19 protein-coding genes are annotated in these 20,191 nt (G+C 43.3%); 12 read left to right on the plus strand and 7 right to left on the minus strand.

Translation table 11 applies throughout. The features are described from left to right. The first annotated feature begins 88 nt into the window (after positions 1-88). On the plus strand, positions 89-640 hold the full coding sequence (locus AB4135_RS15370) for a lysophospholipid acyltransferase family protein (RefSeq protein ID WP_371994218.1): 552 nt from the start codon (positions 89-91) through the stop codon (positions 638-640). Positions 641-987: 347 nt separating this feature from the next. Then, the gene (locus AB4135_RS15375; protein ID WP_371994220.1) at positions 988-1,608 is read left to right on the plus strand and encodes a LysE family translocator; all 621 of its coding nucleotides are present in this window, start codon (positions 988-990) and stop codon (positions 1,606-1,608) included. Positions 1,609-1,628: 20 nt separating this feature from the next. Here the strand turns inward: AB4135_RS15375 and gltS are convergent, their stop codons facing one another. The 3 genes from gltS to hldE form a co-directional block, all read right to left on the minus strand. Further along, the gene (gene gltS, locus AB4135_RS15380; RefSeq protein ID WP_371994222.1) at positions 1,629-2,852 is read right to left on the minus strand and encodes a sodium/glutamate symporter; all 1,224 of its coding nucleotides are present in this window, start codon (positions 2,850-2,852) and stop codon (positions 1,629-1,631) included. Positions 2,853-3,005: 153 nt separating this feature from the next. Further along, positions 3,006-3,167, minus strand: a complete 162-nt coding sequence (locus AB4135_RS15385; RefSeq protein WP_371994224.1) for a DUF2986 domain-containing protein — start codon at positions 3,165-3,167, stop codon at positions 3,006-3,008. A gap of 162 nt (positions 3,168-3,329) precedes the next feature. Next, positions 3,330-4,763 (minus strand): bifunctional D-glycero-beta-D-manno-heptose-7-phosphate kinase/D-glycero-beta-D-manno-heptose 1-phosphate adenylyltransferase HldE, encoded by a 1,434-nt coding sequence (gene hldE / locus AB4135_RS15390; RefSeq protein WP_371994226.1) that lies wholly within the window; start codon positions 4,761-4,763, stop codon positions 3,330-3,332. 261 nt (positions 4,764-5,024) lie between these two features. Here hldE and AB4135_RS15395 point away from each other — a divergent pair, with 261 nt between their 5' ends. The 4 genes from AB4135_RS15395 to AB4135_RS15410 all read left to right on the plus strand — a co-directional run bounded on the left by AB4135_RS15395 (position 5,025) and on the right by AB4135_RS15410 (position 8,634). Further along, a complete protein-coding gene (locus AB4135_RS15395; RefSeq protein ID WP_371994228.1) occupies positions 5,025-6,029 on the plus strand; it encodes a glycosyltransferase family 9 protein in 1,005 nt (334 codons plus the stop codon). 56 nt (positions 6,030-6,085) lie between these two features. Beyond that, positions 6,086-7,039 carry an ADP-glyceromanno-heptose 6-epimerase gene (gene rfaD, locus AB4135_RS15400; protein ID WP_371994230.1) on the plus strand — a complete coding sequence of 318 codons (954 nt, stop codon included), beginning with the start codon at positions 6,086-6,088 and terminating at the stop codon, positions 7,037-7,039. 104 nt (positions 7,040-7,143) lie between these two features. After that, complete coding sequence (locus tag AB4135_RS15405) at positions 7,144-7,563, plus strand: adenylyltransferase/cytidyltransferase family protein (protein ID WP_220737204.1); 420 nt, start codon at positions 7,144-7,146, stop codon at positions 7,561-7,563. Beyond that, positions 7,564-8,634 carry an iron-containing alcohol dehydrogenase gene (locus AB4135_RS15410; protein ID WP_371994232.1) on the plus strand — a complete coding sequence of 357 codons (1,071 nt, stop codon included), beginning with the start codon at positions 7,564-7,566 and terminating at the stop codon, positions 8,632-8,634. Here AB4135_RS15410 and AB4135_RS15415 read toward each other — a convergent pair. Then, positions 8,631-9,689 carry a CDP-glycerol glycerophosphotransferase family protein gene (locus tag AB4135_RS15415; protein WP_371994233.1) on the minus strand — a complete coding sequence of 353 codons (1,059 nt, stop codon included), beginning with the start codon at positions 9,687-9,689 and terminating at the stop codon, positions 8,631-8,633. The genes AB4135_RS15410 and AB4135_RS15415 overlap by 4 nt on opposite strands. A gap of 229 nt (positions 9,690-9,918) precedes the next feature. On the opposite strand from AB4135_RS15415, the gene AB4135_RS15420 reads away from it, so the two are divergent. Beyond that, positions 9,919-11,034, plus strand: coding sequence for a glycosyltransferase family 9 protein (locus tag AB4135_RS15420; protein WP_371994235.1), 1,116 nt, complete (start codon positions 9,919-9,921; stop codon positions 11,032-11,034). 17 nt (positions 11,035-11,051) lie between these two features. Then, entirely contained in the window at positions 11,052-11,900 is an 849-nt protein-coding gene (locus AB4135_RS15425) for a glycosyltransferase (protein ID WP_371994237.1), read from the plus strand. Between the two features lie 84 nt (positions 11,901-11,984). Here AB4135_RS15425 and AB4135_RS15430 read toward each other — a convergent pair whose 3' ends face one another. Further along, on the minus strand, positions 11,985-13,067 hold the full coding sequence (locus AB4135_RS15430; RefSeq protein WP_371994239.1) for a hypothetical protein: 1,083 nt from the start codon (positions 13,065-13,067) through the stop codon (positions 11,985-11,987). A gap of 244 nt (positions 13,068-13,311) precedes the next feature. Here AB4135_RS15430 and AB4135_RS15435 point away from each other — a divergent pair, with 244 nt between their 5' ends. Further along, positions 13,312-14,502: a hypothetical protein gene (locus tag AB4135_RS15435; RefSeq protein WP_371994241.1), complete on the plus strand. Its 1,191-nt coding sequence runs from the start codon at positions 13,312-13,314 to the stop codon at positions 14,500-14,502. Positions 14,503-14,528: 26 nt separating this feature from the next. Here AB4135_RS15435 and AB4135_RS15440 read toward each other — a convergent pair whose 3' ends face one another. Then, a complete protein-coding gene (locus AB4135_RS15440) occupies positions 14,529-15,482 on the minus strand; it encodes a glycosyltransferase family 9 protein (RefSeq protein WP_371994305.1) in 954 nt (317 codons plus the stop codon). Positions 15,483-15,689: 207 nt separating this feature from the next. On the opposite strand from AB4135_RS15440, the gene AB4135_RS15445 reads away from it, so the two are divergent. Beyond that, on the plus strand, positions 15,690-16,421 hold the full coding sequence (locus AB4135_RS15445) for a 3-deoxy-D-manno-octulosonic acid kinase (RefSeq protein ID WP_371994243.1): 732 nt from the start codon (positions 15,690-15,692) through the stop codon (positions 16,419-16,421). Positions 16,422-16,480: 59 nt separating this feature from the next. Here the strand turns inward: AB4135_RS15445 and waaA are convergent, their stop codons facing one another. Beyond that, positions 16,481-17,752 carry a lipid IV(A) 3-deoxy-D-manno-octulosonic acid transferase gene (gene waaA, locus AB4135_RS15450; protein WP_371994245.1) on the minus strand — a complete coding sequence of 424 codons (1,272 nt, stop codon included), beginning with the start codon at positions 17,750-17,752 and terminating at the stop codon, positions 16,481-16,483. A gap of 185 nt (positions 17,753-17,937) precedes the next feature. Between waaA and AB4135_RS15455 the strand changes: the two genes are divergently transcribed. Both AB4135_RS15455 and AB4135_RS15460 read left to right on the plus strand, forming a co-directional pair. Next, on the plus strand, positions 17,938-18,597 hold the full coding sequence (locus AB4135_RS15455) for a TetR/AcrR family transcriptional regulator (RefSeq protein ID WP_371994247.1): 660 nt from the start codon (positions 17,938-17,940) through the stop codon (positions 18,595-18,597). Positions 18,598-18,975: 378 nt separating this feature from the next. Further along, positions 18,976-20,172: a glycine C-acetyltransferase gene (locus AB4135_RS15460; protein ID WP_371994248.1), complete on the plus strand. Its 1,197-nt coding sequence runs from the start codon at positions 18,976-18,978 to the stop codon at positions 20,170-20,172. Positions 20,173-20,191: the final 19 nt, after the last annotated feature.

Genomic DNA, 20,191 nt, shown 5'->3' on the forward strand with positions numbered 1-20,191 from the left:
AAGATCTTGTTACCAATTATGCAAGCTCATTGGTAAAAGTCACAGAAAACAATAATACTTATAAAAATAGCTGGGCGGTTTTAATTATATGTTTCAATCATTTTGCAAAGGTTTGCTAAAACTTAGCGGCTGGAAAATAGCCGGCACACTGCCAACCGATCATCAATATGTTGCCATCGTAGGCCCACACACCAGTAACTGGGATTTTATCATTGGCGTTATTGCCCGTGGCGCACTAGGCGCAAAAATAAACTTTCTTGGTAAGCATCAACTTTTCATTGCACCATGGGGCTGGTTCTTCCGCGCCATCGGTGGCACGCCAGTAGACAGATCTAAAAACAACAACCTAGTAGATGCTGTCGTTGATTTATTTAAATCTAACTCTCACTTTAGTTTAGCACTTGCACCAGAGGGCACTCGAAGCCCAGTCACTCGCTGGAAAACGGGGTTTTACCATATAGCCAGCAAAGCTCAGGTACCAATCATCACCGTCGGGCTCGATTTTGCTAATAAAACGGTCGTTATACCACAAGGCATGCAGACCACAGATAACATCCAACATGACATGGAGCATATCATCGAGTTTTACCGCTCTATTAAAGGTCGCCACCCCAAAGTCATTCCCGACTTTAAAGGTTAATACCAATCCCTATGAGCTTAATTGCTTAAAGCTAAATAGCCCGTTATAGTGCAGCCAGTTTTTAGGACGTGTTGATCTTTCGAGCTTGATTTTTGTTCGAATTCAATGCTTCTAGTACAAGGCTTGAGCGATGAAGCTTAGCTGGCTAAGTGAAAAGCTCATAACACCGTAATAGAAGCATTGAATCGACCCCGAAGGGCCGCGTTTCTTGACTATTTTTACTGTGTTGTAGACTATTTGTGGAGAATAGCTAAACGGCATAGCCTCCGCCTTGTCAAAATAGCCAATAAACTGCGGCAAAAACAACCGTGAAAGATCAACACGTCCTAGGCACTGTATAAAATATTATGAGCATTGATACTTGGCTGCTGTACCTCTTCGCCATTTTACTGATTGCCATCTCCCCAGGCACTATGGCTGTTTTGTCGATGGGCCATGGTATTCATTACGGTAAAAGCCGTAGTGTCGCGACCGCTTTTGGCAGCGTAACTTCAGCACTAATTCTAATGATGGCATCAGCTGCAGGCTTAGGCGCCCTATTAAATGCTACTGAATATGGATTTACTATATTGAAATGGTGTGGCGGAGCCTATTTATTATTTCTTGGGGTAAAATTGCTACTCACGAAAGCAGATGGACAAGGGTTAAAGCTCGAACGTACTAAGGGAACGGGTCAACCTTTTCAATTGTTTAAACAAGCCTTTTTAGTGGGGATCAGTAATCCTAAAGATCTACTTTTTTTTGCAGCTCTGTTTCCACAGTTCATCGATATCACTGCTCCACAAGGCCCACAATTAGCCATTCTTGCAATCACCTGGGCCGTGGTCGATTTTAGTTTTGTAATGATTTATGCCTGTATGGCAAATGTGCTCGCGCCGACACTAAAATCGAGTAATAAGCTACATTGGTTTGATCGCACTAGCGGCGGAGTGTTTATCACTCTCGCCGCCATTTTGCTGATCCGTTAATCCGTTAATCCGTTAATCCGTTACAATATAAAGCCAATGTAACCTTGCAGTACTATCAGGTTAACGATATCGATAAAGAAAGCCCCCACAATCGGCACCACCATAAAAGCTTGTGGTGAAGGACCATTTCGAGAAACCAGTGCCCCCATATTCATCACAGCAGTGGGGGTTGCGCCCATGCCAAAACCACAATGCCCACCAGCAATAACCGCAGCGTCATAATTTGAGCCCATCAACCTAAAGGTGACGAAATAGGCAAAGAACGCCAAAACAATGGTTTGTACTAACAAAATAATAAGCAATGGAATCGCTAGATCAAATATCTCCCACAGCTTTAAGCTCATCAATGCCATAGCTAAAAAGAGTGCCAGAGATACAGTACCCAGAATATCGACACATTCACTATTGGTCTTATACCCTCTCGTCAGTTCGGTCAGGTTGGTGATTATCACGCCGAGAAACAATGCGTAAACAAAGTCAGGCATTTTTAGCCAGCCAATATCAAAGGTTGCTACCAAGTCTCCAACCCAGCGAGCGCCAGCGACACAAAGTAGTAAGATAAATAAGGTTTCCAGCACGCTCTTAGCTGTTACACGGTCTTCTTCTAGTTGGTCATAAGTCACCAGATCGGGATGATCTTTATGGTGGTTACCACCTATACCATAAGATGATTCAAGCTTATGTTTATCAATAAGTCTTTGCGCGACCGGGCCGCCTATGATGCCGCCCATCACTAAACCAAATGTTGCCGCGGCCATGGCAAACTCTAACGTACTCATGCCGTAATTTTCAGCAAAGGTCTGTGACCATGCAGCGCCAGTACCGTGGCCGCCAGACAGCGTAATAGAACCTGCGACAAGCCCCATTAAGGGCTCTAACCCCAAAGCCGTTGCTAAACTTACGCCAACAGCATTTTGAATAACAATGTAAACGGAAGCGATGCCAAGAAAAATGAACACCTTCTTGCCGCCTTTTGCTAACAGCTTATAGCTTGCCGCCAAACCTACCGTACTAAAAAACATTAGCATTAAGGTATTTTGCATCGGCAAAGAAAACTTAAGGGTAATATTCTGAAAATGTAGCAAGGTGGTAATAGCGGCGACCACTAACCCACCTATGATAGGCTCTGGGATATTGTACTTTTTAAAGAAGCCAACATGGCGATTTACGCTATGCCCAATAAATAGTACAAGAATCGCCACTAAAAATGATTCCAGCTCTCCGATTGAATATACGGTATTCATAACACTCCTATCCGTTACTTCGGCTTTAGCTCACAACGCTAAAGCAAAAATTAGCCGGCTATTCTGGCATATCTATTAGGGCAATTAATATTAGCTGCGTCCGAATTATGACTATCGATTGTAATAAAGTTACCGAGTTGCACGATAATCAACCTATTCGACGACTATTGATGCGCCCTCTTGCGCTGCTAACGTTGCTAAACGCTCTCTTTCTGCTTTAGAAACGTACTTAGGCTTATTCGCAGTATTGAGTTTCGCATTGGCTTTTTTGACTTTGCTCATATGTTTCTTGGTGATTTTTTTAGTGCGGTTCATAGATTCTTTACTTTTGAGAGAGGAGCCAGTTAAAGATTATAGTTTAAAGACAACTAACACGAGGAAGAGTGACAAGCTTATTAACTATTAATCTCCAGTCTAACTTAAAGAGCTCGCTGCCATGCAATAAGGCAAAACAGCCAGCCCTCTAGTGATATCAAGCTATTGGTTAGCCATGATATTTTCGATTATTTTGGTAGTCGAAATACCATCTTCAAAACACAAAATTTTAACCAATCCGCCAGCGGCAATAACTTCTTTACCTCCAGCAATATCTTCAATTTTATAGTCGCCCCCCTTAACCAGCAGGTCAGGTAATAAACGAGCAATCACTCGTTGTGGCGTGTCTTCACTAAACGGTAGCACCCAGTCCACAGATGCAAGGCCTGCTAACACGGCCATACGACGACCCACAGGGTTTACCGGGCGACCATCACCCTTCAAACGTCTGACAGACTCGTCATCATTAACTGCAACGATCAACCTATCGCCTTGGGCTTGCGCCTCTTGTAAATAGCTCACATGACCTGCATGTAAAATATCAAAGCAGCCGTTGGTCATCACTACGCGCTCACCGCGTAATCGAGTTTGCTCAAGTGCGTACATCAGCTGATCTTCAGTCACAACCCCAAAGCCTGTCTCGCTATGATGATTATCAGACAATGATTCGATAAGCTCAATGCGGCTCACCGTCGAAGTGCCGAGCTTAGCAACCACAATACCTGCAGCAGTGTTAGCGATAGCACACGCTTCGGCCATAGTACTTCCTGCGGCCAATGACGTCGCTAGTGCAGAAATAACCGTATCCCCAGCGCCAGTGACATCGTGCACTTCCCGAGCAACCGTAGGAATATGCAACTCTTTATTTTCAGCGGTAATCAACGTCATTCCCTGCTCAGAGCGAGTGACTAACAACGCTTCCAAATCAAACTCTTCAAGCAATTTATGTGCTTTTTCAACCAAATCAGCTTCACTGGCTACAGTTCCTGCAACTAACTCAAATTCATGCAGGTTTGGAGTAAGCAGTGTTGCGCCACGGTATTTAGAAAAGTCACTCCCCTTTGGGTCGACTAACACTTTGACCCCTTGAGACTTTGCCTGCTGAATAAAATCTAGCGGCTCGATCAAAGCGCCTTTGGCATAATCGGATAAAATAACCACATCAACATCAGCCAAAGAATTTGCAGCACTATCTAACAACGCCTGACTATCTGCTTGCTGGTAAGGTTCTTCAAAATCGAGACGAATCAGCTGTTGGCTACGCGACATCACCCGTAATTTAGTGATGGTCGGTTTATCTGCAACCACGTGCCATTTAGGCTCAACACCCAAAGCTTGAATGCCGGTCGTTAACGCTGCAGCAGTTTCGTCTTCACCAACAATACCCGCTAAAGAGACTTGGCCACCCAAGGTTGCAATATTTAGTGCTACGTTTGCCGCTCCACCAGGACGGTCTTCTAATTGGTTAATGCGCACAACAGGCACTGGCGCTTCTGGCGAAATACGTCCAGTCGGACCCGTCCAATAGCGGTCAAGCATCACATCACCGACCACAAGAACTTTAGCTTTTTCAAATGCTGGCAGAGAATCTTTCATAACACTCATTACTTTTACAAAATATTAGTCCTTAATTGTACCTAACTTTAGTTCGAGCTGTTACTTTATCTACGTAACTTTCTTGTTGGGGCACTTTTTATTTTTATGGCTTCTCTACACAAAACATCATCCCGAACAGCCCGCTTACTACTAAAACTGATATAATCAGCAGTTAAAGTCAGATTAATTTGACCCTAAAGCCATCTGTGTTAAAAATACTGAAGAGCGCAGAACAAGTTAACCCAATAGTGCGAAGTGATAATGAAGAGAATCCTGGTTTTTAGACATGATAAAATTGGTGACTTTGTACTGCTTTGGCCAGCATTGAGCTTACTCAAAAATGCACTGCCCAATGCCAGTATTGAAGTATTTGTAGCACCAGAATTGAAAAAGTTTGCACTCGCTTGTCCCTACATAGATCATGTTATTGTAGACAATGGAGACGATCGTGCATTACGTAAAGAGATCGCCGAGCGACAGTATGATGCTGCTCTGGTTTCATTATCACAATTTCGTATTTATAAGATCATCCGCAACTTACCTATTCCTTACGTTCTTGCACCAAAACATAACTGGTACCAATACTTTTATAAAAACCGTACCGATGCGCAATATAAAGTAGGAGAAGGCTGCTGGCGTGGTGGCTGTATGTTGGTCGAACACTTTTTAACTAGCCATAACTTAGCAGTGCCTGCGCTTCCTCAACAATATTGGGACGTAAGTGCAGAACGCGCCCACTGGCAGCAATATTATGGTAAACAAAAGGGTGAAAAACTCATTTTTGTTCACCCAGGTACTGGTGGCTCTTCTGGCAGTTTACCTCCAGCGGATTTCGTAAACCTACTTGAATTAGTCGCTAAGGCTACAGAGCAAGACTGTAAGTTTGTGCTAACGTATAACGGCGATGAAATTGTCCTAGCTCAAGCTATTCATGAGCAACTTTCTGAAAAAGGGGTGAGCGTGATCATGGCTCAGCCTTTGAAGGATCTCACCGATTTTGCAAAGTCGATTGTAGCAGCGGATATGTTTATGGCGGGTTCGACAGGTCCTTTACATATTGCTGGATTACACAATGTTCCCACAGTAGGCTTTTACGCCAACCGCGGCTCACAGCCTGTTGTTCGCTGGCAAACACTGAGTCAAAGCCATAAACGCTTGGCCTTTACTCCGCCCAAAGGGAAAAAAACAGGCCGCAACATGAGCCTAATCGACTTTAACAGCACAGCGAAAACCATCGCGGAATTTTTAAACTCTGACAACACATAACAGATACCTTGGACTGCGATACCCAGTGAGGTGTCGCCCAGAATGTGGAAATGAATATGATAGTAGTAACAGGCGCAGCAGGATTTATCGGTAGTAATTTAGTCAAAGCCCTTAACGATATGGGCCGTAATGACATTATTGCCGTGGATGATTTAACCGATGGTACAAAAATGTTCAACTTGGCGGATTGTGAAATCGCTGATTATTTAGATAAAGATCAATTCCTTGAACAGGTAACCGCAGGTCAGTTCGACGGCAAAATTGAAGTTATTTTCCATCAAGGAGCATGCTCATCCACCACCGAGTGGGATGGCAAGTTCATGATGAGCAATAACTATGAATACTCCAAAACACTGCTGCAGTTTTGTGATAGAACAAAATGCCAATATATCTATGCTAGCTCAGCTTCAGTCTATGGCGGTAGCGAGAAATTTATCGAGCAAAGAGACTTAGAAAAGCCACTCAATGTTTACGCTTACTCTAAGTTCTTGTTTGACCAATATGTACGTCAACAGAAGCCTAATTGCCAAGTTGCAGGTCTCAGATATTTCAACGTTTATGGTCCAAGAGAGCAGCACAAAGGCGGTATGGCCAGTGTGGCTTTCCATTTCAATAACCAGCTCAATGCTAACGGGATCTGCCGTTTATTTGAGGGTGTCGACGGTTATGAAAATGGCCAACAACTACGTGATTTTGTATACGTAGAAGATGTTGTCAAAGTTAACCTATGGTTGTGGCAGAATCCTGAGGTTTCAGGAATATTTAACTGCGGAACAGGCCAAGCACAAAGTTTCAATGACGTAGCAAATGCTGTTATCGATCACCACGGCAAGGGCAGCATAGAATACATTCCGTTCCCGGATAAACTGAAAGGTGCATATCAAAGCTACACCCAAGCAGACCTAACAAAGTTACGGGCTGCCGGTTACAGCGCTAAGTTTAAGACTGTTGAGCAAGCTGTTCCCGAGTATTTATCTTGGTTAGCGACACAGCATTTTATTGGTGAGTAACCCTTTAGTTAAAGCCAAGAGTTAACAATTTACCCTTCACATTAAATATTCAACTAGAAATGGCCAGCATTGTCCTGGCCATTTATAAAGAGACACGGTGCATTATGTCCAAAAAAGTTTTAGTTGTAGGTGTTTTCGACCTATTCCACAGAGGCCATGTAGAGTTTCTCAAAAAAGCAGCCACTTTTGGTGATGAATTGATCATCTTGATCAATGGTGATGAGATGACTGAAAAGTATAAACGTCGTCCTATATACTCAGAGCAAGACAGAGCTGCAATATTACTGTCAATGGCTTGCGTTTCTATAGTGGAAGTCACCAACAGCTTTGATGTGAAGCCATATCTAGAAAAACATAACATTGATGTCATCGTACACGGTGATGATTGGGAGCATAGCTCTTATTTGGCGCAGATCCGTTGTACTGAAGAATATTTATTACAGCAAGATATTGAAGTCGCCTATACAGAATATCACTCCTCTGTAAGTACTAGCGCACTACTGAAACGCATTAAGGAATCTTAATTGCTAAATTCAATTGGAAAGCTCAGTACACGCCAGCTAGAATTTCCAGCTCAGCTTGTTGTAAGTTCAAATGCCATCTCTAAGTCTGAAGACTTGTTTCAGCAGCTTATTGCTGAAAAAACGCTCATAGCATTAGACGAAGGCGTTCGACAGCTTGCTGAAAAGTCTCTTGGGCTACTTGAGCATCCAAATTGTATTGTACACGCAGTTAAAGCTGCTGATTATGCAAGCATTAGTGAAATTGATATCTTATGTGCTCAGCAGCAAGTCAAAACCATTATTGCATTTGGTGGCGGTAAAGTTTTAGATGTATGCAAACGGCTAGCAACCCTAAGAAAAATTAGCTTAGTTGTTATTCCGACAGCGTTATCCAGCGACTGCATATCCTCTCCAGTTGCCGTCATTTTCGACGACAATGGCAAGAAATTAAGCTTACCCGCAGCAATTCCTAACTTCATTCTTGTTGATACCGATATATGCTCGCAAGCGCCACTAAGATTAACTCAGGCAGGGGTTGGCGATCTACTTTCGAATTATAGCGCTCTGTTGGACATGGAATACGCTAAGGAGCAGACAGAAATTGATGGCTTCTCTTTTCTATTAGCTAAGTCAGCAGCAAATGAAATTCTCTATATGGAGCAGAAACCTCTCAATACACCAACAGTCATTAAGCAGCTAGCTGAAGGGTTGATATTGTCTGGTTTAGCTATGGGATTCTCAGGAGATTCGCGCCCGTGTTCTGGTGCAGAGCATTTAATCAGCCATGCTATAGACTATCTTCAGTTAGGGAATGGTTTACACGGTGAGCAGGTCGCTTTAGGCACTAAGTACTGCCATTATCTAAGACAACAATTACACCTAACAACCCTTCCCGCTCAAGTTATCGCCACCTTAGATGGTTTCAATATTAACAGTTCGCCTGCGGCATTAGGGATAAGCAAAGCTGAGTTTTTCGAAGCACTAAAAATCGCCCCGACGATGCGTAAAGGCCGTGTAACGTTTCTGGAAAAACTCGAGGATATTCCGTTAGCGACACTAGAAAAAGCTTATTCTCTAGCGTTTACCGATTAACTCAATAGAAAATCGACAATTCGCTTGCTGCATTGACCGTCAACTTTTCCGGCTAGTTCATAAGTGTATTGAGCGCGTTGCTGCGCAAATGATTCAGGTTCTGCAATCTGTTGATCGACAACCGCTTTAAGTTTTTTATAAGACTTAGCATGCTTGGCCACGGCGGCATAACGGTATAGATCTTCATCCATTCGCTTATTAAAGCGAAATTTGAAGATACCGCGATAACTCCAACGCAGATGATAAAAATCACACCACACTACAGGCTTGTCCAGCGCGGCAAACTCAAATAGTGCTGAAGAAGCATCACTGATCAGCAGGTCTGCACTGGCCATAAATGGCAATAAGTTGGTCTGTTCTGCCGTCGCTAAATATGCATTATCAAAAGTCGCCCAATGCAATAAGAGCTTTTTCTGCTTCTTATAAGCGGGTTTACTTAAGGAGAAATAATGCGGTTTCAATAAGATATTATATTCAGCAAACTCTGCCGGCCAATTAGCGGCCATCTTTTCAATACTGCTAGGGTAGAAAGTCGGTGCATAGAGCAACGTGGGTTTAGCAGGATCTAAACCTAGTTTTTCGAGGTCGATACCCGCTTCAATTCCTTGCACAATGGGATCGAGTTTGGCATACCCGGTATCGATAAACTGCTTGTCAGGAAACATTGATTGTAATCGGTTTAAGCGATATTCACCTTCCACAAAACGTACATCAAAGTCTGAATCAGACACTGTGTAATATACCGATTTTGGCCCGATACCATGCTGCATGAGCGCTGTACCGCAAACGCCTTTGAGCTTTTTATCACCATCAAACGTGTTACCAAACACCACCCATTTAGGCTTTTGCTCTAAATAATACGCTAATGCTTGCTCTTGATTATCTACCCAAGTGACAGAGAGCTGATATTCCTTAACTAAGGCATCAAGAGCAGCTTGCTGCTCATCACTACGATAGATAACAAAATGAACAAGCTCGCCCCGTGCTTGCAATTCATGCATCACAGGTAAGTATTGCGGTAAATAGTATGGATGCAGCGCGTCAAAGCAAATCAAAAGTAAGCCTTCAATTTAAGGTCGTATTACGGCCGTAAAGCACGGTTCAATTCTAACAATAATACCATATTCCAATGTTGAAACTATATCAGAGACGGCATCGCTGCCAGTAAATAAAGGTTATAAGTATAAAAAGCTCACATTTGTAGCCAATATTAGCTGGGATATTTTTCAAAGCCAGTAAATTCAAGGTATGCTAAGCCGACTAAAAATAGGAACAATTATTAATATGGCTATCATCACTTCCGATCAATTTGCACAATGCCAGCGCATGCTATTCATGTCGCCTGTAGCATTAGGGGATTTCCTCTATTTAAAGACGTTTCTTGTCGCATTGAAGCAACAGTATCCACATATAACGCTGGATATTTGGTTGGATGATAATCGCTGTAATAGTGATGAGTGGCGCTTGTCGCGCAGTAAAATACTGCAGCAATGGATGGAGGCGGAAGGGGCTTTCAACCTTACCTATGGCTGCACAGATTCACCGCAAGCGATGCAGGCGAACACAGAGAAGGCCAAAAAGCAAAACTACGACATCATCTTTTGCCATACCGTGAGCAAAAGTCGGCAATACTCCCAACTTGCTCGAGAAATATCTCCAACTGCTTTTGTTGTTTCCAGTATCCCTAAAAAAGCGTCTTTTGGCCTACTGAATGCTTGGTTTTTCCGCCATTCAAATGCAACATTTGTTATGCAAGAGGCCTTATTACCAGCATCCCACCATATCACTGATCGCTATCAGTTGATTTTCAACACTGTAACGGGACTATCAGTAACTGCCACAGAGATCATGCCCAACATGGTTATTCCTGAAACCATTTTACCTGTGACAACAAGTTGGCTCGAACATCATTTTAATAATCCCCAACGACAAGGTAAGCTATTATTTGTTAATCACCTGTCTACCAATGTAAAAAAAGACTGGCCTATCAATTACCTTTTTGAACTAATAGAGAAAATCGCTGAGGCAGATAACAGCCAGCGCTTTATTATTAACACCACCCCTGAAAGCTATGCAGAAGTAAAAGCAGCGACTCAAGGGTTCACCGACAAAACGGCACTGCAAGTAGCTGTATTTACGGTAGACAAGCACTTTTTTGAGTTGCCATCTCTTATTGCGAAAGCAGACTTCGTCATTACTGTTGATACTGCCATCTTGCACTTTGCTTTTGCAGCTCAGCGACCATTACTTGCCATGATGCGCCAGAAAAAGCCTTACTGGGCTCCACCTGAGTCAAACACATCTCATGTGATGTATGCCACTGACGGTAAGGGCCATATTGCTGATATTTCCGTTAGTCGCGTTTATGAAAAATATACTCAAATGATTAGCAATTGCTAACAACAAAGGTAGCCTTAATGAAGAAAGCCATTTTTACGCTCGCTATTGGCGACAACCCTATGTACCGCGCAGCAGTCGAGAGCTTTAAGGCTTATGGGAAACGTATTGGAGCTGATGTCATTGTTTCTGATGAGCTTCACTACCCTATCAATGTGCATAATCCTAAATTCGACGCGAGTCCAGCTTGGTCTGAAAAGCTACATATTGCTGAAGTACTAAAAGAGTACGATCGTGTGCTTTATTTGGATGCCGATATTATTGTGACACCTTGGGCGCGAGATATTTTTGCCCAGTACCCAGACAAAGATACCGTCTACATGTTTAATGAAGGTCGCCACAGAGATCGCGCAGCGCAAGCGGAACAGATTAACCAAGTGCTCGGTGAAGTTAGCTGGCCAAAAGAAGATGGGTTAACCGTTTATTATAATTCGGGGATGTTCTTAGTGTCTAAAGAAACCGGCTTATTTGACAACGCAGGTATCGAAGAGATGCAAGCGATATGTAATCAAGTTAAGTTTTATGACCAAACCTACATCAACTATTTAATCAGACGAGATGCCATTAAAAGTGTCGGTGTTGAATCAGGATTCAACCGCATGATGTTACTGGGTTATGATGATTACAAGAAAGCTGATTTCATTCACTATTCAGGCCGCGGCTACCGACAAAAAGTCCCTATGCGCGAATTGAAGTACATCATCGATTACTGTGATATGTACAAAGACAGTTTGACGGCAGCTGAAATCCTTGAGTATAAAAAACAGGCTTGGCACTGGTACATGTTAAAGCAGCAACGAAAAACTAAATTACCAATCCCTCTGCTCAGTTTTGTATTTGGATTGATACACCCAAGTCATAAATACTAACGAACGATTGTTATGTTGATATAATTAAGGAGAGCAATGCTCTCCTTGTTATCAAATAATAAAAACTATCAATTGCTTTTCTTACTATTGCGCAACAACACTACGCTCGCTCATAAATTCAGTAATCACTTCCATCGCAATATCTAAGCCATTGGTCGATTCACACTGCATCAAAGCATGGTCTAGCTGCTGGGCGCTCTCAGGTTGAATAAGATCAAGCAGTGTTGAAGCCATCTCATCAGCTGTCACACGACTGCTCACCGTCAGCCCCCTGTCTTGGCACACTTTAACCCTATAATTCTGATCTTTAGCGACTGCCGCCGATACCGTTGGTTTTTTCAGTGCTATCGCCTGTAAAAGTGTATCTCCACCACTTAGCACTGCAGCTTTAGAAGCATCCAGAAGATCCATAAAATCTACATGGATCAATTCTTTAATATTAATGACACCTTCATACTCTGGCATTGTCTTAGGGTAACTAGGACCGAAAATCACCACGCATGGTATTTTTGTTGCCTGGTAAATACTTGCGGCGGCCATAGCAAACTCCTCAATACAATGGCCTTGCCCATTTTTGTGTCCACCAGAACCTGCATTAAACAATATAAAATTATTTGCGACTAAACTTAGTTTCTTAAGTAACTCTGACTGCCTAAGCGCAACAGGGCTTGCAAACACTGAACCGATAATAGTCGGCTCAGGCTTGTTAATCAGATTAAGTTTTAGCCTATCAAACGGGCTAATCGTGCCGATAATGAACTCAGGTTGCACCACCCAATGACTATCAGTGACACGCGCTCGCAGTACCTTCATTCCTCTACTGCGCTTGCGTTTATGCTGACTAATAAATATCACTTTGGCACCCATTTTATTGGCATGGACTAATTGTGAGCGACGACCAGAAGCATCAAAAATAACAAAATCAGCTTTGAAAAAAGAGATGAAGTCATTTACCGCTTTAATATTTTTTGTCGGCGTATCATCTAAAAGTGCCACAGGATAAGGACATGTGAAGGCATAGGGTGCCTGACGACTTATAATGAATTGGATATTAGCATCAGGCCAACGTTGCTTAACTTCGTTGGCTATGATTAAAGAGCGCATATATTCACCCATACCTTCAGAAGAAGACACAGGAACAAATAGGAATTTTGGGGACAGCGACATATAAGCACCCTTAAAAATACAACAAGCGAAACAACACAGTGCTAACTGTTGTTAAATCTTGTTTGATAGCCCTTAATAATAACATGTTGGCCATCGAATCGGAGACTTGTTAACTCAGGCTAACAAATTAATTTTTGTTCACCATAAACAACAGTGTTTGATCTCGTTATCACAAAGTCTTTATTGCTCGCTAAATAACCCTCACCTATAATTTATAAACCACCAGCGTGAATAAAGTTAGCCTGTGACATCTTCACCTCCAAATTCTCAGCAATCACCGTATTTTCTTGAGATCTATATAGATAGAGCAACACTGCCTACGGTGCAACAAGCAGCAATGATCGCTCACAATCAAAGTCAAAATCCAAAACTTATTTGCTGGCAACGGCATCCAGTTAACAACGAAACCTTATTGAAAGGTATCAATGCCACATCCTTTGTTAGCATTGCTTCACTATGCCAACATGCAACTAAACTGTTGGCAGGCCACTCTCACAGCCATATCACCATTTACGGCAACACCTATTGGAGTAAAGATCTCTCAAAGCTTATTAGGCATCTCAGTCGAATTTCAGGAGTAGAGATAAATAAGCTCGAATTAATTGATGATGGCTCTTCTGAATATCAGAAAATGTTCCACTGGCAGAAATTGAGCTTGTCTACGCAGCTCAATGACCTACAAACAGGTTTAAGCAACCTGAAAAGTTACCTAACAGGCCATGACAATAGGTTAGTAAGGCTGTTGACTCGCCATTCAAACAAATTACCAAGACGCATATCGAGCTTCTTTAACTGGCATCACCTGTTTCCAACCACTTACCATATGTTACGTTTGGACTATTTGGATAAGCCGGAGCTTTCACAATTAAAGCGACACCTGGGTGACAATACCCAGCAGATCCGCTGGAACTACATATCCAATAATATATTCAACGCAGAACAACAATCTCTTTTCTATCAGCTTCTTAATGTGTCAGCAAAAGATCAGGATTTAATACAGGTCAGCGAAAGTCAGCCAAAAGCAGAATTCATATTTATTGGAGTTGACTCAACCAGCGCCAGTAGTGAATTACAAACCAAAGTGATTGCAGATTCTCGGCAGGAGTCAGGGTTAATACCGCAGATAAATGCTAAGAAAATGCAGTTTAAGGGTCACCCTTTTGCCAATTTCAATCAAGCAATTATAGATGCGCACCAAATGAGCCAGATGCCTTCAATGATTCCATTTGAAACACTCATTATGACGGGGAATTTACCGCAGAAAATTGGTGGCATGGCGAGCTCACTCTACTTTTCGCTGCCAGATGACTACCACATTGAGTATATCGTTTTTTCAGGTTCTAAGCTGGATCTCAAAGAGCATGCACTGTTACAAATCATGCTTTATTTAAAAGTAATAACGCCCGAGCGAATTTACTTTTCGGAGCAATTCTAACGCCCTATAACAGTACTACAACAAGGTTATTTAGCATTCAAGCGATCAAAAACTTCAATAACGGCCTCAATAGGGATCAACTGCATTAATTGCTCGCCTTTAGCTCTAACGCCCCAAGGCACATCGTCACCTTTTTGCTCCCGAATAATGGAGTCGTAAACACTCACAACACTATCTTGTGATAAATACGGCCCTGTTCGCCCCGGGTTTGAATGAGCATATAGACCAATAACTGGTGTACCTTGAGTCACTGCCATATGGGCAGGGCCGGTATCAGGTGCCAGTACTATGGTTGCTTGCTTTAACAGTGCTAACAGTTGCAGCAATGATGTTTTGCCCACCTGATCCTCAAGCTCTGACTGAGCAAAACCTTGTATAGCTTCGGCCAGCTTTTTCTCCAATGCAGTAGGTCCGCCACACAACATCACTCGATAGCCACAGGCCACAGCGTGATCAGCCACAGCGGCATAACGTTCGGGCAACCAGTTGCGCTCGGCTTTACTTGCTGCCGCGCAGATAACCAAAACAGGGGTTCCACTTGGGATCAGGTTTTCAGCAAACTCAGTGTCGGCGGCAAGTACCGGGATGTTCCAACTTAAATCGGTATCGGTAACGCCAACCGCCTTAGCAAACTCCATAAAACCATCAAGCACATGAGGTATAGCTTGCGGTTCGATACGGCGATTAGTCACCAACCATTGCCCCTCTTTAGCGCGAAACCTATCAAAACCAATTCGTACCTTGGCTGATATCGCCAGCGATGCAATCGTCGCTCTAAGTGCTATTTGCATATGCAATAACACATCAAACTGCTGCCCTTTAAGCGCTCGCCTTAAATTAAAGTAGCTACGCCAACCTTGTGACTTATCGAAAATAACAAACTCTACCCCAGGAAGATGTTTTAACAGCTGAAACTCAACTTTCCCTAGTACCCAAGTAATTTTGAGCTGTGGATAACGACGTTGAATCGCTTGCACCATAGCAACCGCATGACATACGTCACCAATCGCAGACAGCCTGAGCAGACACAGAGAGTTAGCATTGGTTAAATCCAATGTATTTGCTTGTGATTCAATATGGTTATCCGGGGTCGTTAAGCTCATAGGACTCGAAGGTTGTTTGGCGTATTCCACCGATCTTAATGTAGAATGGCTACAGGTTCCACGCTTTAGCGTACAATTCTATCTATGAAGTTTAAAAAAACAGCCACTGGCAGCATCGCTTATTGCGAACATACCTCTGACAATATTGAAACCACTTGGTTTAGTGTGGATTTCTGGCGTGCACGCGAAGCGGTAACGGGTTCATCTAAAGGCCGTTATACCACTTGGTTTGTCGATGCCAGTATTGAACAAGAAAACGCTCAACAATGGGTGCTACGCCACTATTATCGTGGCGGTTTAATAGAGAAGATCAGCAGTGATAAATACCTATTTACCGGTTTAACACGTACCCGAGCAGTGGCGGAGCTTGCGCTACTAGAAACCCTATATGATCAGGGTTTCCCCGTTCCTAAACCTATCGCTGCAAATGTCGAGCGAAGTGGTCTTTACTACCGCGCGGATTTAATTATCGAGCGAGTGCAAGGAGCCGAAGACCTCGTGGCAAGACTGAGTAAAACAGCAATGACCACCGAGCAATGGCAGTCATTAGGTCGCTGCATTGCTAGCTTCCATAATCACGGGGTATACCACGCTGACCTTAATGCGAAGAATATTCTGATTGCTGCTGAACAGTTCTATTTGATCGATTTTGATCGTGGTGAGTTAAGAACACCAAAAGCTGACTGGCAAAAAGCCAATATGGACCGTTTATTACGCTCGTTTAGAAAAGAGCTAGCCAAACTGCCACAGCTTGGCTTTACCGAAGCGCATTGGCAACTGCTACACAGTGCTTATTGTGAAGAGTTGGCCCAATAGTAAGCTGCCATTATCGCCACTCACTCTGTCGTGGCGGTAAGCAGATCCCCCCCTTCTACCTAGCTTTCACTTTTCAACATTAAGTCCACCAGTGCAAATTGCTTCGCCAATGCTCCTCGGTTTTGCAGCATAACTTGCTTACCTGCTTCACTTGCAATCTGATAGGCTTGCTTGTCATTGAACATTGAAATGAGTACCTGAGCTAACGCATCGCTGGAGTTGATGATTTGTAACGCGCCCTCCTCCTGCAATAATGCAGTGATCTCTTTAAAGTCCCAATGATGTGGCCCAACAAATACTGGTAAGCCGACAGCCGCTGGCTCTAATGGATTATGACCACCATTTTCGATCAAAGTGCCACCCACAAATGCTTGATCGGCTGCCGCATATAACGTGAGTAGCTCGCCCATCGTATCGCCTACTACAACTTGAGTTTGCGCAGTGACCTCATCATTTATACTGCGTCTAGCCACCAGCATTCCCGCCGCTTTGACCACTGCTACCGCCGCGTCAAATTGCTCAGGGTGACGAGGTACTAGCACCATTAATGCTGTTGGGTATTGTTGTAGCACTCGCTGATGAGCCTGGAGCATAATCTCGAACTCACCAGGGTGCACGGAGCCAGCCACCCAGATAGGACGTTGCAGTGCTTGCCAGCGGCCTCGCATCACCTGAGCCGCATCTATGCGTGTTTGCTCAACATTAAGATCAAATTTCAAGCTACCGCACACGGTGATCTTTTCTTCTGCTACACCTAACTTAATAAACCGAGCCGCCGCTTGCTCCGACTGAGCCGCTATTGCATCCAAACTCTGCAGCATAGGTAGGTTCAAACTAGGACGCTTATGATAAGCATCAGCGGACTTTTGCGATAAGCGAGCATTTGCCAACAATACCTTGGCGCCACTGTGCTTAAGGTAATGAATAAGGTTCGGCCACAGCTCAGTTTCCATAATAATGCAGTTTTTAGGAGCGACTTGTTGCACGAAGCGTTTACTACACCAAGCAAGATCGAATGGCAGATAACAATGTTGTACTTGACCTGCAAATGCTCGAAGCACTTCAGCTGATCCCGTTGGGCTGGTTGTAGTGACCGTGATAGATAGATTTGGGTAGGCGGCTTGAATTTGTGTTATCAGTGGAATAGCTGCGAGCGTTTCCCCCATCGATACGCAATGCAACAACAAATCAGTTTGCTGTAAACGCTTAATCCCGAAACGTTCACCCCAGCGGCGACGATAATCAGGGCTTTTAAACCCACGCACGATTAGGTAAACCATTAGCAAAGGAGAGATAAGATAAAGCAAAGCGGAATAGAGGCTACGATTCATGAATTTATTTACTTTCGTCAGTTTTGCTTGAAGAATTGCCTCAATGCTAACATGATAGTCACAACTTAACGTAGATGCCTAACCGCGAATATGTCGAGTTGCGCGCGCATTTTTTATCACCAAGCCTAATTAGTGATAGCAATTAAGGATGGTGATTTCTTGGATATTAAGCATTTAGGATGAATATGAAGACCCGTGACAAAATCGTACAAGCCAGCTTAGAGCTGTTTAATCAGCATGGCGAAAGAACAATCACAACCAATCATATTGCAGCACACCTAAGCATTAGCCCAGGGAATCTCTATTACCATTTCCGCAATAAAGAAGACATTATTCGCTCGATATTCAGTCTTTATGAGCAACATTTAGAGTCAGGCTTCCAGCCTTATGTCGACAAAGAGGTCGATGTCGATCTTCTCGTTGGTTATTTTGATGCTATGTTCTACACCTTGTGGCAGTTCCGTTTTATGTACGCTAACTTAGCCGATATCCTCAGCCGTGATGAAGCATTGAAAAACCGCTACCTGCAAGCTCAACAAGATGTACTCGCTCGCTCAAGTAACGTGCTCATTAAGCTGACTCAAGATGGTTTTTTGAAGGTAAATGAAGCTGATATAGCGCCACTTGCTGATACCATAAAAATGTTGGTGAGCTTTTGGATAAGCTATAAATTAACCCAAACACAATCTAGTATTGGCTCAATTACTAAAGAGTCACTCTATGAGGGGTTACTGCGAGTGATCATGATATTTAAAGCTTACGCAACCCCAGAGTCTGCTGCTACCTTCGAAAGACTAGAAGAGTATTATACCTCCATGGCAAGTGGTGCTGAAACCGCAGCTTAGACAACCCAATTTCAACAAGGTGTTGGCTAAATGCCTTGTTGAAAACAGAGCTAAGAGCTCAAAGTGTACAATCTTTGTAACCACAGCCTCCTCCAGTAGATTCAGCCAATCACTCATTATTTAGATAAGATCTTAGCGCCTCCCTCCTGTGCTTGATACCAATAGCTGAATCCACTAATAGTCATGCGCCCACTCAACAAAATTACCACGCCCCAAAATACAAACTTTTAATTAGTTTAACTAATCTGAAACATTCCCTAGGCCTAATCTCACTTATCAGGAGACAGCTGCAGAAAAAAAGGCTGTAGGACTGGGCTTTTTAAGGTTAAAATGCCGCCACTCCAATAATCAAAACAATGCTAATTAAGGAGAATTCGGGTGGCAAAAACCTCATTCTACGACCAAATAAATCAACAGCTTGCCGATGTAAAAGCGGAAGGCCTTTATAAGAGCGAGCGCGTAATTGTTTCTCCTCAACAAACAGCAATTAAAGTTAATGGTGATGAAGTTATTAACTTTTGTGCCAACAACTATTTGGGTTTAGCTAATCACCCAGAGCTAATCAAGGCAGCACAAGGTGGACTCGACGCCCATGGTTTCGGCATGGCGTCAGTACGATTCATTTGTGGCACCCAAGATATCCATAAAACTTTGGAAGCTAGCCTAAGCTCATTCTTAGGCATGGAAGACACCATTCTTTACTCTTCATGCTTCGATGCCAATGCAGGCCTGTTTGAAACTTTACTAGGCGCTGAAGATGCAATTGTTTCTGATGCACTCAACCACGCCTCAATTATTGATGGTGTGCGCCTTTGTAAAGCTAAGCGCTTCCGTTATGCCAATAACGATATGGCTGATCTTGAAACCCAGCTTAAAGCAGCAAAAGAAGCTGGTGCTCGTAATATCTTGATCGCCACCGATGGCGTATTCTCAATGGACGGCGTGATTGCTAACCTAAAAGGTGTGTGTGATCTTGCTGACAAGTACGACGCACTAGTGATGGTTGATGACTCTCATGCTGTTGGCTTTGTCGGCCAACAAGGCCGTGGTACTCATGAATTCTGTGAGGTGATGGACCGCGTTGATATTATCACCGGTACTTTAGGTAAAGCACTGGGTGGCGCTTCAGGTGGATTCACTTCCGCTAAAAAAGAGGTCGTTGATTGGTTACGTCAACGCTCACGCCCATACCTATTCTCAAACTCATTAGCACCCTCAATCGTTACAGCTTCTATCCATGTGTTGGAAATGCTAAAAGATGGCCAAGAGTTGCGTGAAGCGGTATGGGAAAACAGCCGTTACTTCCGCGAAAAAATGTCAGCAGCAGGCTTCACCCTTGGCGGTGCCGATCATGCCATCATTCCAGTAATGATTGGCGATGCCAAACTAGCTGGTGACTTCGCCAACCGTCTACTCGCAGAGAATATCTATGTGATTGGTTTCTCTTTCCCTGTGGTACCGAAAGGTCAGGCGCGTATTCGAACGCAAATGTCAGCTGCGCATACTAAACCGCAAATTGACAAAGCCATTGAAGCCTTTACCCGTATCGCGAAAGAGATGGGAATTATCAGCTAGAATTAAATCAATTGGGCTA

Origin of the sequence: Shewanella sp. 10N.286.54.B9, from assembly GCF_041468565.1 — a bacterium.
Taxonomy (GTDB): domain Bacteria; phylum Pseudomonadota; class Gammaproteobacteria; order Enterobacterales; family Shewanellaceae; genus Shewanella.